The 15216-nt window shown below is 36.1% G+C and carries 15 protein-coding genes and 1 tRNA gene; 9 read left to right on the top strand and 7 right to left on the bottom strand.

The window, feature by feature from the left end; translation table 11 throughout:
• Window positions 1-108 precede the first annotated feature (108 nt).
• Both CES88_RS10565 and CES88_RS10560 read right to left on the bottom strand, forming a co-directional pair.
• Window positions 109-2130, bottom strand: coding sequence for a S9 family peptidase (locus CES88_RS10565; protein WP_290734130.1), 2022 nt, complete (start codon window positions 2128-2130; stop codon window positions 109-111).
• Between the two features lie 114 nt (window positions 2131-2244).
• Window positions 2245-2321, bottom strand: a tRNA-Met gene (locus CES88_RS10560).
• 185 nt (window positions 2322-2506) lie between these two features.
• Between CES88_RS10560 and CES88_RS10555 the strand changes: the two genes are divergently transcribed.
• The 3 genes from CES88_RS10555 (at window position 2507) to CES88_RS10545 (ending at window position 5565) form a co-directional block, all read left to right on the top strand.
• Window positions 2507-2824: a hypothetical protein gene (locus CES88_RS10555; RefSeq protein WP_290734128.1), complete on the top strand. Its 318-nt coding sequence runs from the start codon at window positions 2507-2509 to the stop codon at window positions 2822-2824.
• A gap of 68 nt (window positions 2825-2892) precedes the next feature.
• The gene (locus CES88_RS10550; RefSeq protein WP_290734126.1) at window positions 2893-4128 is read left to right on the top strand and encodes a hypothetical protein; all 1236 of its coding nucleotides are present in this window, start codon (window positions 2893-2895) and stop codon (window positions 4126-4128) included.
• A 63-nt stretch (window positions 4129-4191) separates the two neighbouring features.
• On the top strand, window positions 4192-5565 hold the full coding sequence (locus CES88_RS10545) for a hypothetical protein (RefSeq protein ID WP_290734124.1): 1374 nt from the start codon (window positions 4192-4194) through the stop codon (window positions 5563-5565).
• A 41-nt stretch (window positions 5566-5606) separates the two neighbouring features.
• Here the strand turns inward: CES88_RS10545 and CES88_RS10540 are convergent, their stop codons facing one another.
• The 4 genes from CES88_RS10540 to CES88_RS10525 form a co-directional block, all read right to left on the bottom strand.
• Window positions 5607-6638, bottom strand: coding sequence for a pseudouridine synthase (locus CES88_RS10540; protein WP_290734122.1), 1032 nt, complete (start codon window positions 6636-6638; stop codon window positions 5607-5609).
• Between the two features lie 121 nt (window positions 6639-6759).
• Window positions 6760-8406, bottom strand: coding sequence for an SMC-Scp complex subunit ScpB (scpB, locus tag CES88_RS10535; protein ID WP_290734120.1), 1647 nt, complete (start codon window positions 8404-8406; stop codon window positions 6760-6762).
• Window positions 8407-8423: 17 nt separating this feature from the next.
• Window positions 8424-9341 carry a segregation/condensation protein A gene (locus CES88_RS10530; protein WP_290734118.1) on the bottom strand — a complete coding sequence of 306 codons (918 nt, stop codon included), beginning with the start codon at window positions 9339-9341 and terminating at the stop codon, window positions 8424-8426.
• A gap of 15 nt (window positions 9342-9356) precedes the next feature.
• On the bottom strand, window positions 9357-10019 hold the full coding sequence (locus CES88_RS10525) for a site-2 protease family protein (RefSeq protein ID WP_290734116.1): 663 nt from the start codon (window positions 10017-10019) through the stop codon (window positions 9357-9359).
• Between the two features lie 152 nt (window positions 10020-10171).
• Between CES88_RS10525 and CES88_RS10520 the strand changes: the two genes are divergently transcribed.
• The 6 genes from CES88_RS10520 to CES88_RS10495 all read left to right on the top strand — a co-directional run bounded on the left by CES88_RS10520 (window position 10172) and on the right by CES88_RS10495 (window position 14479).
• Window positions 10172-10600 (top strand): NUDIX domain-containing protein, encoded by a 429-nt coding sequence (locus CES88_RS10520; RefSeq protein ID WP_290734114.1) that lies wholly within the window; start codon window positions 10172-10174, stop codon window positions 10598-10600.
• Window positions 10584-11618: a hypothetical protein gene (locus tag CES88_RS10515; RefSeq protein WP_290734113.1), complete on the top strand. Its 1035-nt coding sequence runs from the start codon at window positions 10584-10586 to the stop codon at window positions 11616-11618. Before CES88_RS10520 ends, CES88_RS10515 begins: the two co-directional genes overlap by 17 nt.
• Complete coding sequence (locus CES88_RS10510) at window positions 11606-12649, top strand: hypothetical protein (RefSeq protein ID WP_290734112.1); 1044 nt, start codon at window positions 11606-11608, stop codon at window positions 12647-12649. The genes CES88_RS10515 and CES88_RS10510 overlap by 13 nt, the downstream gene beginning before the upstream one ends.
• Before the next feature lie 170 nt (window positions 12650-12819).
• On the top strand, window positions 12820-13053 hold the full coding sequence (locus CES88_RS10505) for a hypothetical protein (protein ID WP_290734110.1): 234 nt from the start codon (window positions 12820-12822) through the stop codon (window positions 13051-13053).
• Window positions 13054-13061: 8 nt separating this feature from the next.
• On the top strand, window positions 13062-13301 hold the full coding sequence (locus tag CES88_RS10500) for a hypothetical protein (RefSeq protein WP_290734108.1): 240 nt from the start codon (window positions 13062-13064) through the stop codon (window positions 13299-13301).
• A gap of 86 nt (window positions 13302-13387) precedes the next feature.
• A complete protein-coding gene (locus tag CES88_RS10495; RefSeq protein WP_290734106.1) occupies window positions 13388-14479 on the top strand; it encodes a DegT/DnrJ/EryC1/StrS family aminotransferase in 1092 nt (363 codons plus the stop codon).
• Here CES88_RS10495 and CES88_RS10490 read toward each other — a convergent pair.
• Entirely contained in the window at window positions 14476-15213 is a 738-nt protein-coding gene (locus tag CES88_RS10490) for a transporter substrate-binding domain-containing protein (RefSeq protein WP_290734104.1), read from the bottom strand. The two genes, CES88_RS10495 and CES88_RS10490, sit on opposite strands and share 4 nt — an antisense overlap.
• Window positions 15214-15216 lie beyond the last annotated feature (3 nt).

Here is a 15216-nt window from a genome sequence, read left to right as displayed (position 1 = left end):
TAGGACACTGTTTACGACAAAATGCGGCAGACGGCCAGTGAATTGAAAAATATTCAATAACTTAACTCTGTTTAATATTAGCTAAGCTACTGAATACCCGTTTTAAAATTAGTTTAACTCGAAATTTTTTAAAACAAATGAGAAAACCATGGCCTCCTCTTTGAGGTATTCAAACCTACCGCTTGCTCCTCCATGTCCCGCATCCATATTTGTATACATATGGATCTGAGCATTTCCAAGATTTCTATCCCTGATTCTGGCCACCCATTTTGCGGGCTCCCAATAAGTCACCCTCGGGTCATTAAGTCCTGCTGTCGCTAAGATATTTGGGTAACTTGTTTCGGCCAAATTGTCGTAAGGCGAATATGATTTAATGTAATCATAATACTCTTTATATTCAGGATTTCCCCACTCTTTATATTCGAGCTCTGTTAGCGGGAGATCTTTATCCAGCATGGTTGTTAATACATCTACAAAAGGAACTTGGGCGACGATGGTCTTATAAAGAGTAGGTGCTATATTTGTAATGGCACCCATCAAAAGACCTCCAGCACTTCCACCCATTGCAAAGACGTTTCCTTCTCGCGCGTAACCAAGAACGCAGAGAGATTTTGTACAATCCACAAAATCAAAGAAAGTATTTTTCTTCTTTAAGAATTTCCCCTCCTCATACCAAGATCTTCCAAGCGTAGCACTCCCGCGCGGATGAATAATCGCAAAGTTGAAACCTCTCTCAATTAATGAGAGATAATCGTCTCTAAAGCCTGGCTCTACAGAGTGACCATAAGACCCATAGCCATAGACAAATAGAGGTGCTTCACCATTTAAAGAAGTTGATTTCTTTCTAAGTGTTGAGACAGGAACTCTTGAGCCATCTCTTACTTCTAAGAAGAGTCTCTCAACAATATAATCATCTGAATTGAAGTCTGGAATTTCCTGTTTTTTAAGTTCTGCAATTTTCTTTGTAGTAATGTCGTATTCAAGAACAGACCAAGGAGTATTGAGAGATGAATAGTTTAATCTAAACTTATTCGTTTTATATTCAAAATTGTCCCCTTCGGAGGCGGAGTACGCCAATTGAGGAAATTCGACAAAGTCAGATTTACCAGTGTCATGATGAATAATTTGAAATTTCTTTAACCCATTTTCCTTAATAGTCATTACAGCAAAGTCTTTAAAGGACTCATAATTTAAGATATAGCGCTCATCGCTTCCGGAGATAACTTCTTCCCAATTCTCTCTAGAGCAATCCTCAACAGGGCATTTTACAACTCTAAAGTTATGGTGTTCATCATTTGTGAGAATATAGAAATAGCCACTGTGATGGTCGACATCATATTCAAAACTAGCATTTTTTTTTTGAATAAGCTTAACTTCACCACTAGAGTCATCAGCACTTATATAAGAGTATTCACTAGAGATACTTCCCGCACTCATCATGAAAATATACTTCTCGTCATTGCCCTTTGAACAGTGAACGAAGTACTCTCCACTTTCTTCAGTGTATAGAACGATATCTGTTTCAACTTTAGTTCCAACTATATGTAAGCGGACTTCATAAGGGCGAAGCTTTTCATTTAAAACATTGTAGCAAAAACTCTTACTATCATTGAACCAACAAATAGAACTATAAGAGTCTTCAATTACTTCGCTAAAGAGTTCTCCAGTTTCTAAGTTTTTAATATAGAGTTTATAAACTTCATCACCTTCATCATCTACAGTGTAGGCGATGAGCTTCGCATCTGGAGAAACGCTATAAGCGCCAACATCCATATATTCCTGACCTTTGGCCAGTTCATTTACGTCTATAAGAATTTCCTCAGTCCCATTCTCACCAAGTTTTCTGCAATAGATTGGATACTCTCCACCTTTTACATAGCGGTCATAATAATAGTAATCACCGTCTTTTGCAGGAACAGTTTGATCTACTTCTTTCTTTCTAGACTTCATCTCATCATAAAGCTCTTGTTGAAGAGCTTTTGTATCTTCTAGGTATTCTTCTAATGTATTATTTTGATCTATAAGGAACTCTTTAACGTCTTTGTCTTCTTCTAGATTTCTCATCCAGTAATATTCATCGACTCTAGTTTCACCATGAGCAGTTAGCTCATGTTCAATTTTCTTAGGCATGGTTTCTCCTTAAACTAACCCTATGATTAACTATTGAAGGCGAATTGGAAAGAGAACACACCGAAAACACGTGAATTGTATTTCTTTGCTTTGATTTTAATATGTGAAGAAAATTGGTTGCGGGAGCAGGATTCGAACCTGCGACCTTCGGGTTATGAGCCCGACGAGCTACCTGACTGCTCCATCCCGCGTTAAATTATTGAAAGTAGGAACTTTCGAAAGTGAGGTCATAATAAAATAGATAACTTCTTTTGTCCACCATTAATCTGCTCTGGCAAAAAAAGTATTTTACTCCAACTTAAAATGCTAAAAATATTGAGAGATCTGGCGAAGAGTAAGTAGATACACCAATAAACTTGGAAAAGAAGGATTATTTATGAGCGGTGCCACTTCAAAAAGAGAAAAGATCTTCATTGAAATTGATACGAATGAGTTAACTCATTCTCAGATTAGATTAATAAAATCTATTAATACGATGTTACAACACGTACTCATCACAGACGATGAAGAAGAGTTCTTTACTGGAAGTGCAGAATTCATGAGAATGTGTGCCTCAATTATCAAGAAGGCCCACTTTGCAGAGGACCTAAAAGGAGTAGATAATATTCCTTACGCTCAACAGGCCCTAGAATATTCTATGGATATTCTTCAAGAGCACATCACCAGTTCGTCGGTTATCAATTACGACAATTAACTCAAATAAATACTTAATATAAAAAGGCCTTATTCTAAATAAGGCCTTTTTTATTCCGACAAGGTTATATGAAAAAACTACTTATTATAATAATCTTACTTATTCCAAACCTAGCTCTTTCAAAAGAATTTACTTGTAGTGAATTAAAAGAAAGAGAGATCAGCATTAACTCTCAAACAAAGATTAAAGTGAATAATTTAAATGGTGTCTGCTCCTTTTCAGTAGAAACTTCAAGTGATAGTAGAAAATTTAATTACTCGGACAAAGAATTCAAAGCAACAAGAGAGTGGATTTTTCAAACGAATGGAAAAATACTCATTCATAATAGCTATGGCACTGGACCAACAGACAGCTCGGGGACATCCTATAAAGGATACCAACTCTTTCCCAATAACCATCAATTAAAACTTATCACAAATGATGATGGATCATTTTCGATGAAGCTCGCCAATGGGGCGAATGTATTTTTTAACGAAGATGGAAGTATTAATAAATCTAAAACTAAAGACTTAAAACTTAAAGATGAACCAATTAAAATACCAAATATACCAAGAGACAAATCCTCTACTAAGTATGAAGAGATTGATCATCTTAGTTATAGTGATGGTAGAAAGTCCTCCATCAGAGTTTATCATCGTCAGCTCTATGCAGCGGCAACTTCAAAGTCTATTGGTCTAGAAACAAGTCGAGGAATGTATATTCCTCTTGGTACAGAGATGGGAAAAACTCCAGGAAATAGCACCACTGCGGAATACACGCTCTATGGTGTAGATGATAAGAAACTATGTAAGCAGAGAATGCCTGCCCATTACTTTTTTAACTATCTCGTAAGATGTTCAGTGAAAAGTCCTAATCAGAGATGTGCATGTAAATACTCTGAAAAGGAAGCGCAGAGTTTATTCTCTCAAAATAGTTTATACGACAAAGAAATCAAAGATATAAGATGGAAACTCGCAACTAATCAGTTTAGCGATTCAAATGCGTTAAACGAGAGATTAAGAGAACTTCAAAGTCTATACAATCCTAAACTTTATAGTGAAATCTACTTTACTTGTAGCTTAGATAAGGAAAATGCTCTTGCCTTCATAGCTGGAAAAAAAATAAGTGGTGACAACCGTGAAGTAGAAGGAGTTTCCGTCAAGGAGACGACATCTATTCTAGATAGCTTAAGTAATTCAGGAAAGTGCAGAGAATTGAAGAAGGCCTATCAAGACTGTTCCGATTGTTTTGAAAAAGAAATTTTAAAAAATGAATCTATTGAGAATCAAGAGAAGCTTATACAGAAAGTACTAGATCAGATATAAGTTTCACTTTTTCTATCTTACCTTTATAATTAAATAATTAGTAATTAGAGATATGGTAAATATATGAAAAAGAAACTTGAAAATAATTTATTCGCTAAAATTTCGCTTTCAATAATTAGCTTAAGCATCACACTCTTCGTTGTTGAGGTTTCACTAAAGACGATTGGTCATTTCTACAACCTAAGCTTTCAAACAACATATTTAGCGAAAGAAGAAGGTAGAGATTATCTAAGAGATGATGTCTATGAACACTATAGTGCAGAGAAAAGTAATGAAATAATTCTCTCAATAGGAGATTCATTTACAAATGCTGGTAACGTCCTTAGAGAGTTTAGCTATCCACACCAGCTTTATAGTCTTTTCAATAGTTCTTCAACTGTTCTTAATATGGGAATATGTGAAGACAGCACTTTTGGAGTTCTAAAAAGACTTACTAACTTCTTTACCGATCCAGATAATATAAATATTAAACCAACAAAAGTAATCGTACTGATTGGTGCTGCTGATAATTTTGAAAGATTCCACAAAGATAATCCAACTGAAAAACAAAATTGGTATGAAGTAAATTTATCACCTTGGTACAGAACATTAAGTATCTACAAAGTAGTTCGCCATATCCGCCACTACTTTATTCAAAAAAGACTGACTGGGATAGAGAATAACGGAGAAAATAAAAAGGAAGGATTTAATACCGCTAAGAATAATTACATTAAGCTCAAAACTCTCAAAGGGAGTGATATAGATCAAAAAACTAAGGATAAGGAGCTTAAAAAAATTAAGAGTCAATTTACTTTAAAATTTAAAGAGTACTTTAATAATAATATGGCATATATTGATAAGGCCAATAGTACTCAAACAATGCACTTACTCATTCTTTATATGTCTAAAATTTTAACTTCTGATCTTAAGCATGACGAAGCTCTAAAGTGGATTTTAGATTTTTCAAGTTTTGATCCTCTACATTTCTGGAATGGAGAACATGATGATGCCTACTTTAGAATTGTTCAAACATTTCAATTTCAGAGTGAATTAGAATCTAAAGATATTTTGGCTCAGCTAGATTTAATGGCAAAAAATGAACCCTCAATCAAAGAGAGTAAATATTTCCAAGAGTTTTATACTCTAGTTCACAATAGAAAAGAAATATTTGCTCAAACAGACAAATTACGACTTGAAGCTTGGAAACAGATTGTAGATCTTAGCAAGAAGTATAATTTTCAACTAATCACGATGAATTATCCTTCTGACTATAGTAGTGCAAATAGAATTATTGACCAGGTCTCTAAAAAGTTTCAATTACAATTAATTGATAATAATACTTACTTTAGCCGGTTGATAAAGAAGAAGGATCGAGAAACATATCTAGAAGATGATGATCACCTGACTCCATTAGGTTATCGATTACTTGCTGAAAAAATTTATAATGAAATAAAGTAAAGACAGAGCTGTCGTAGGTTTTCCTAAGACAGCCCAATGATTTAATCTACGATAACGGCATGAGGAGCTTTATAGTTAGCATCTGCTTTCTTCTTTTCACGAAGAGCTTTCTTCTTCTTACGTGCAAAGTGAGCCTCGTCTCTTGCCGCAAGTGAAGCCGCTCTAGCCTGCTCTTCTTCTTGCTTACGTCTTTCGTCTAGCTCTTTGACTGACTTAAAGTACGTTTCTTTTCTATACTTAATCCAGGCTTCATCATCAGCAGCAGTTCCCGCTTGAACACCTTTCTTTTTTAAGTTTACAGTTTTCTTAGAAGACATCCAAACTCTGTCACCTTCCAATTTCTTTCCGTCAGCATCAACTCCAATTAAATTCAGAAGTTGCTTCTTAGAAATATATCTAGATTTACCTGGAGCTATTCCTTCAACAGTTAGACCTTCAATTGCCACACGCTTAAGCTTATCAACTGTTAAACCACACGCCTCACAAATTTTTCTAATCTCTCTATTTCGACCTTCACCAAGTCTAAATTCAACCCAAGTCTTATTTGGAAGTTGCTTAATAACTCTAACTGAAAGTGGTTTAACAAAACCTTCTTCAAGCTGAACACCATTTCTGAGTTTCTTAAGTATTGTCTCAGTCACAGAACCAAAAACTTTTACTTCATAAACTTTCGTAATATTGAAACTTGGGTGCATAACCATATTGGCCACTTCACCGTCGTTTGTTAAAAGAAGTAATCCTTCAGAGAGATAATCAAGTCTTCCTACTGGATAAATTCTTTCTGAAACTTCTTTACAGAGATCCATTACAGTCTTTCTTCCCTCAGGATCTTCTACTGTTGTGACGTAACCTCTTGGCTTATTCATAACAAGGTAAACCTTATCAATACTTCCAAGGTCAGCAATTTGCCCATCAACAATAACAGCATCAATATCAGGGTTAACCTTAGTTCCAAGAACTCTAACGGTGTCACCATTTACTTGAACTCTACCTTGAACGATAAGCTCTTCCGCTTTTCTTCTTGAAGTAATTCCGCAATCAGCAATGTACTTTTGTAATCTTAATTCAGACATTTGAACTCCTAATCTGCCATCTCGGCCGTTTAGATTAATAGATATGATCTCACTGATGAGACCTGTATAAGTTTGGGGCAATCTACTACCGCCCCAAACTTAAGTCAATATTGTGAGAAATTTATTCGTGCTTAGTGTCGCTATCTTCGTTTAAGAAGCTTAGATCTAGGTCTAGATCTTTTGCTTTTTCAGAAATCATGAAGCTCAAGTTATCAATATCATTTGATTTCTCTTCTACATCATCTCCGCTTTCTTCAAAGTCACTATCGTCCAAGCTTGAGCCTGTAAGATTTGCAAAAGCTGCATCTAAGGCCGCAGCTAGAGAAGCTGCTTCATCATTATTATCACTAAAGAGGTTTGTCGCCGCCTCTTCTGCCTGAGCGGCCATTGTATTTTCTTTTGCGACAGTTGGTTCAACCTCATCATCAGCAGGGAGAATTGGAAGGCCAGTGGCCTCTGATATTTCTTTGATCTCTTCTTCAGTCATCTCTATATCAACAAGCATGTCATAGTCATCATCGAGTTCAACAATTTCATTAGGATCAGCAATACTTCCATCATCTTCAAGGTCGTCTGTGATAACTTCACCAGTATCAAGATCAATCATTTGGAAGTCATCTTCCTCTTCTTCATCGATCAGCTCTGGCATATTAAATGGACCAGCAGTTAGATCTTTAATGACTTGAGGATCAGTAATCGCAGTAAAGATTTCCGAAGCTAGTGAATCTTCATTAGCGTTCGAGACAAGTCTATTATCTAAGTGCTCTTCAAGAAGATCGAATGCAGACTTAATAACCTCACCCTCTTCCGATTTACGCTTTCTTTCTTCTAATTTTAAAGATCTTGTAAAATTAGTATCTGAATCAATACTCTTAATCTTTTCAGAAAGAGCGTCGAGCTCATCTATTTCATCGAAAGAAAACTTATTCTTTTCTCCGTTATGAACAATTGTTTTGATATCAGAAATCTTTCCAATTTCTTGTTGGCTCATTTCTTCAAGCTCATGCTCAGGAGGTAATTGATCTAGGTTAGAGAGATTAAATACTTCTAAGAACTCTGTAGTTGTTCCGTAGAGTACAGGTCTTCCAACTTCATTGGATCTTCCCGTAACTCTTACAAGTCTCTTATCCATTAGTCCTCTCACAATATGAGAAGAGTCTACCCCTCTAATTTTTTCAACTTCAATTTTAGAAACTGGCTGCTTATAGGCAATTACCGCCAGTACTTCTAACGCTGTTGGAGAAAGTACAAGAGAGTTTACTTTAAAGAGGTCTTGAACATATTTTGAGTAAGTAGCTTTTGTTCTAAACTGGTAACCTTCAGCAACTTCTTGCAGACGAATTCCGTGATGCTTTAATTCATATTCATTTTGAAGTCTTTCAAGAGATCCGTGAACGACACGAAGAGGAAGATCCTCGTCGATTAGATTTCTTATTTTTGCAAGAGCAACTGGCTTATCGCTCATGAAGATAATTGTTTCAATAGCACCACAGAGAGTTTCAAAGTTTAGACCTGTCCTGGCCTGCCATAGCTTATCTTCTTGCTCTTCATCTAAAACTTCAGGCTCTTCTAACACTTCATGTGTCTCTTCAGAGCTCATTTCCATTGTAGGATATTCAAGATCTAGATCTGATGGAAGAACAGGGCTTAATTCTTGCTCTTCAATTTCAACGTCCGATACTTCTAATAATTCATCTTCTATGACAACATTTTCAATCTGACTTAGAATTTCATCATTAATCATTTCTGTTTCGTTTGTTTCGTTCATATATCTCTCTCAAAATATTATTGAAGAATGACTTCTTCATTTACCTGTTCAGGCTCTGCTTTAACATTTAATTCTTCTGAAATTTCAACACCGTTTGCAGCAATTGTATTAGCAATTTCATCACTAATGGCCTTCTCTGCTAGCTCGTCTTCATCTTCAAAACCATCTGCTTGTGTCACATCAAAATCTTCTAAAGATCTAACAACATCAACATAGACACTTCCTAGATCTTCATTTTGGAAAACCTCAAGACGCTGAAGCCTTGCAAGCTCAAGAAGTGAAATGAAAGTGATAACCTTATTATCAAGATTTGCTCCACCATCATTATCAAGAAGGTCTTGCAGGGTCGTTTTTTGCCCGACGCTCAAATGTTGCTTTAAGAAAACAAGCTTCTCTTTAATAGAGAGTCTATCTCTTTTAACAACCGTATACTTTCTCTTTTCTCTAAATAAGAAGTCCATCATCGATAGAGTCAACTTATCAAGCTCCATTGGAGTAAGTATTGAGTTCACAATTGCTTTACGATTAACTTTTGGTTTTACGAAAATATCTTCATTCTGCTTTGGTAATCCCCAAAGCTTCTCACCCATTTTTTGAAAGTGTTGAAGTTCTTCCAGTCTTCTAATTAACTCAGACTGAGAAGTAATATTTAGTCCTTCTCCGTCTCCGATTTGATCCTTAAGTCTTTCCTGCTCTTCTTCAGTAATACAGCTCTTTGACTTTAAAAGTAGAAGAGTTGCTGCAAGGTAGAGATAATCACCAGCAACGTCAAAGTTCAGTTCGCGCATTTCAGCGATATAACCTAAGTACTGACTTGTAATCTTAGTTAGATCTAAGTCCTTTACACTCATCTCTTCTTTTTGAACGAGTAAGAGCAGAAGCCCTAGGGGCCCATCAAAATTATCTGTTTTAACCTGAATAGTTGTATCCAGCATCAAATACTCCGATCGTTAGCTTAGAAGCATATAAAACATTCCCGTAAGCATGTCAGATAGTCCAAAAACTGGTCTCAACATGTAAGAGAATATATTTGTCGTCCATAATAAAATAAAGAAAATAAATGTGAACCTTTGAAGCTCTTCATACTTTCTAGCTGCATTGTAATCTAAGTAGGCCATTACCATTTTCGATCCATCAAGAGGAGGAAATGGAATGAGGTTAAATACTGCAAGAACTAAGTTTATTAGAACTGAATATCTAAGCATTTGTACAAGGGCATCTTTAAATCCAATTGTCGCCGGCACTTTTAATGAAATTAGAACAAAGAGAAATGAGCAAAGAATAGAAATAATAATATTTGCTCCAGGCCCAGCAAAAGCTACCCAGAACGATCCCATTTTATATTTTTTAAATCTAGCAGGGTTCACTGGTACTGGCTTTGCCCACCCAAAAGGAGTCATACCAAAAACCATCAAACCAATAGGAAAGATAATAGTCCCCATAATATCTGCGTGAGATGCTGGGTTCAGTGTTAGTCGACCGTATCGCTCGGGAGTATCGTCACCAAATTTTGTGGCCACGTAAGCATGGGCGTATTCGTGGAATACAACTCCAATTAAAAATCCCGGTAGACACGTTGCTAGTGTGTGTAGAAAAGTGTTTATGTCCGCCATAGTTCTATATTCATATCATTTTGCTCACTGAGTAGCAATGAAACAGGGCCATGACGCGTAGAAAATACTACTTAAAAATGATCCCTACATTGCCATGCGTAAAACATTTTGTCCGCTAACTCACTACTTTCCCGTATGGGTTATAATAAAGTATGGAAAATCTAACTCACAGAAAAATTCAAGTTGTAGTCATTGGCGGAGAAAATCTAAATAAATTACTCCTATTGCAAACCAATACAGACCGAGATGAATATTGGCAAAATGTTACTGGCTCCGTTGATGAAGGAGAGACCTTTTATAGCGCGGCCAAGCGAGAACTCGAAGAAGAGACAGGAATCGTTGCAACCCTCGTTGAACTCAATCTTCAGTTTGAGTTTACTGATAGATGGAAAAAAGATGTTCTAGAGAAAGTCTTTTTAGCAAAGGTTGAAGAGGAAGAAATAGAAATAAAAATTAGTCGTGAAGAGCACCAAGATTATAAATGGCTTCTCTTAAAAGAAGTTACAAGAGAGAGTTTTGGATACGAATCAAATTGGAAATCATTTTCAGTAGCGAGGGATTGGCTTGAAGATAATTGTTAGTTTCTGTATTTCTCTTCTCTTATCTAGTGCAAGCTTTGCTAATGAGATTGCAATAGTTGAACCTTCGACAGATGCTCTCGATCAATTCCTAGATGAAGATATTAACTTCAAATCGCTAGACTCTCTTTCAGATGTTCTAGATACCGACGATCAAAAATATAAGAAATATATTCCTAAAGAGTTTATTAGAAAAACACCACAAACTCCAACAAAACTCTATGCTGTGTTAATGAAGCAGTCCCCTATATATGAAGTGAACGGAGAAAAGGTTTTAAAGAATAAAGAAAAGTTATTCGTCTCTGCAAGAGAAGTTTTCTACGGTGGAAAGTGGTCATATATTTATAATAAGAAAAATGAAATTAAGTACAAGACACTTACGAAAAACTTGGCGTTCATAGAAGAAGTAATAAAGATCAGATCAACTATTCCTGGAAATAAAATTTATCCAAAGAAGAGTCGCTACCACATAGTTGATAGAACTATCCCAGTTGAATTTCACTTACTTTATAGAAGTGAAACCACAGACTTTAAATCTTTGAATACTCTTGCCAGTAGTAAACTTGAAGCTGCGAAATCAAATTCCATTAGCCTTAAAGGATATTTCAATTCACTTCTCCCAATTGATTTTGGGATGGCCTTCGACTATCAATCGGGAAAAGCCGAGAGCGATTCAGAATCTATTATCTGGAAGGCAATATCTATTGGCCCAACAATAAAGTATGACTTTTTTAAAACTACTAACTTTAATTTCAATACTCAATTCGCTGTGAAAAAGTCGCTAAGTTTTAATGCAAGCTCAGAACTTGGCGATGCCCAGCTCTCAAGTCTTGCATGGATTGCGGGAATTGAGGGCGTTTATAAAACAAATTATGGAAACCTTTCTCTCGGTTTTGAAAGTTCTTTTATAAAGACTTCAATAAAAGGTGAGCTTCAAGGTCAATCGAGCTTTTCAAATGAGAAAGAATCAATGAACCAAAATGCTTTTACAGTGGGATATCAATATACATGGATGCTTTAAAAATATTTTTCTTCTTTATTCTATCTTCCCATATCTTTGCTCTTGAAGCTCAAGTGATTGTCTTAGAAGCTCCTCTTTTAAAACGGCCATCACTAAAGTCTCAAGTTCTTCAAAGAGTTAGAAAGGGAAGAAATTTAGTTATTCATAGACAAGGTATTGTTAGAAGCCCTTGGGCCGTGAATTATAATGTAAACTCTGAAGGCTTAGCACTCAACGAAGAAAGAGAAGATGTTGAATTTCTAAAAACATTTACGACGGCTGGACAAGATGCTTGGATTCCAAAGAAGTTTGTCAAAGTCATTTACAATGATGCGAGAGAATCAGAAGTACAGATGAATTCCTACGCCGATTACGACCCTACAGACTATAGAATAGAAGAACCTCTAGAGAAAGGTTATCCACTTGTTGCGCAAAATAAGGCCAGAGCTTCTATGAGTTTTGGAATGGGTCCAGCGAGCAAGACAGGATTTAACTATGGGTCAAATATTTTAGAAGAAGATATTGGAAGTCGCTACTCATTCGTTACAACCTATACACGAAAGGTTGATTTCGATTCGTATGACAGACTCTACTTTGGAGGGATTTTACAAATACATGGACAGAGAAGTGTTTACTTCATCACTAACGATAGAACCGCCCAAGAAACTCATGGAGAGATTGGAGTTGGTCCCTACATATCTTACGATGTCTATAGAACAGAAAATAGATCTCTATCTACTTACGGCGCATTTACTTACAATCTTCACCGCTACTCTGTTGAGCAATCAACAAGATCAGATAATTTTGAAGAGAGATTATTCAGCGGTTATTCTATTACACCAAAGCTAGGATTCTCTTACAATATTAGAGATTTTATTCCCGAGACAGGAATTGATTTTGTCTTTGGTGCAGAAACAAATTTCAATCTTCCCTACTCCCTAACAACAAAGAGTGAAGCGCAAATTGAGAGCTTTTGGAATGAATCTAATCAAGTCGATTTTGGTTTTAGTGCTACCTACAGCCTCTATATGGGTATCCAAGCTAATTACTAAAGCAGACTAAACCACTCAACTAAAAAAAAACTTCAAAAGTGTCAATATTTTCGACAACTTACCTCATGAAAAAATGTCTAAAGTTTTGACAGGGAACATCGATAAGTTATGTAGAAACAATAAGAGTCTCAGGATGAGAATCTATTACAGTCCAGAACGGAGGGCACTACATGACAACTCAAAACACACAAGTACAAGCACAATCAGAAGTCCTATTCCAAAAACTTGGTAACACTTGGTATGTTTTTACAGAAGTTAACGAAGAGGTCATTTACTCTGCCATGCCAGAAGGAATGGATCCTAGAGAAACAAAATTAGAATTATACGAAATCATTGAAGACCATATGGACAAAGTTGTTCAATTCTACCAAAAATCTAAGAGAACTCCTGAAGTGGCGGCGTAAGTTACACTATGGGACTAAAGAAAATACAAAATCTATTCAAAGATAAGAAAGTTAAAGAGCAGGCCCGTCCTGCTCTATCCCTAGCAACTGCTGAGCAAGAAAGACCAAAAACTACAGGTCAAAGTCAATCAGTGAATGAGAAGGCCGAAATAGAAGCCTACATAAAATCTATTAATTCAAAACTTAAAGATCCTCAAATGGCCAAGAAAGCCGCTCAAATATTAGAGAGCTGGACAAAGAAGAACTAACACTTTGTGCCTTAGAAAGCATATAGCTCTTAGAAAAAAACGCTGTTATACTCCATTTTATATACCTTTATCCTAGGACTATAGAGATGGAAATTTCATTTTACGACTTTCAAAATTTACACAATGAGAAATTTAGAAAAGAGGTCAAAGATATCATCGGAGAAATCATTGACAACAACGCCTTCGCAGAAGGTGAGTATAACCACAAATTCGAAAAAGATTTTGCATCTATGCAAAAAGCAAATTACTGCGCCTTGGTTGGCAACGGAACAGATGCGATTGAAATTGCATTAGAAGTTTTAGGTATCGGCCACGGTGATAAAGTTGGTGTTCCAGGAATAACTTTCTACGCAACAATTGAAGCAGTTTTAAATAGAGGCGCAACTCCTGTCTATATCGACATTAATCCAGAAAATGGTTTAATTTGCCCTAAATCGGTAGAGAGGATGATTGAAGCTCACGCACTAAAAGCAGTTATTCCTGTTCATATTTACGGACTACCTGCTCCTATAAAAGAAATTGAAGATATTTGTAATCCAAGAGGAGTTAAAATTATTGAAGATGCTGCCCAAGCACAAGGAACTTTTCTTCCTTCTGGTCCTGTTGGTTCTTCAAATAATCTTTCAACTTTTTCTTTCTATCCTACAAAGAACCTTGCAGCTTTTGGCGATGCAGGAGCGGTACTAGTTCCAACAGAGGATCTCTACAAGAAAATTAAAACGATCGGAAACCATGGAAGAGGCGACGAGCATATGTACGGGAGAAATTCTCGTTGTGATCATATTCAAGCAGCTGTTCTTTACAAGAAACTCGAAATGATTGAAGAATATAATAAATCAAGAAAAGAAATTGCGAAGATGTATCACAAGCACTTAGAAGGATCGAAGGTAAAACTTCTTCCTGTAAGTTTTCTAGAAACATCATCATGGCACCTCTATCCTGTTCAATGTGACAGTAAAGAGACAAGAGCTAATCTTGCAAAGGTCTTAGCCGACAATGGCGTATCTACAACTCCTTTCTATGACCAGGCCATAAGTGAGATGACTCCATTTAGAGGTCATGAGGGTGAAGACGAGAACGCAAAGGCATTTGCAGGAAGAACTCTCTGCCTTCCAATTAGTGCTTTTACCAGTGAAGAGCAAATAAAATTTGTCAGTGATTTAATTAAAAATTCTTAAGGATTTTGGGCCAAAGATTTTTGGCCCTTTTTCTTTCCAAGAAGTAAGTCTTCGTAGACACCTTTCTTCTTTAATTTACTAATTCCCTTATCTAAGAGCGCTGCCAACTTTTTTGAATTCTTACTTTCTTTAGAAAATGCAAGGAAGACTTCCAAATTAAAATGAACGGCTCCTTTCTTTATAACATTTTCTAAATTCAATCTCTTTATATGAAAATTTGCACTTCCATCGGCGAGAATTGCAACATTTACTCGATTTCTTTCAAGTAATTTTAAAATTTGCTCTTGCGTATTTACTCTGGTCTCAATGTAGCTATCTTTATTTTTTTCAAACTCATCACCATATTGGTATCCCCTCATAAGAGCAATCTTATCTCCAGCAATTAATTCTTTCTTATAAGGAGTGTTTACTGGTTGATAGTAAGAAGCTGTTGTTCTTAGAATTGGCTCTTTTCCAAAGATGAAGTTTGTGTTCGTACTCTTATCTCTAGTTACATTATAACAACCATCGAGCTCTCCCCTCTTTGTCATCTCCATAATACGAGTATAGGGAAAAATGTGGAGCTTCACCTTTACACCTACTTCTTTAAAAGCTTCAATCACAATATTTGAAGATATACCCTCCCCATTCTCATCAGCGTAGGGAGGCCAAGAGTTTTCAACTCCAATATTCACCTCTAGCGCAGAAATTGAGAGGTTAATAAATATAGTTAGTAAGATTAATATTCCTTTCATATC

Source organism: Halobacteriovorax sp. JY17 (assembly GCF_002753895.1).
Lineage (GTDB): Bacteria > Bdellovibrionota > Bacteriovoracia > Bacteriovoracales > Bacteriovoracaceae > Halobacteriovorax.
Note: the sequence above shows the minus strand (reverse complement) of the source record. Positions and strands in the feature narration are given on the sequence as shown.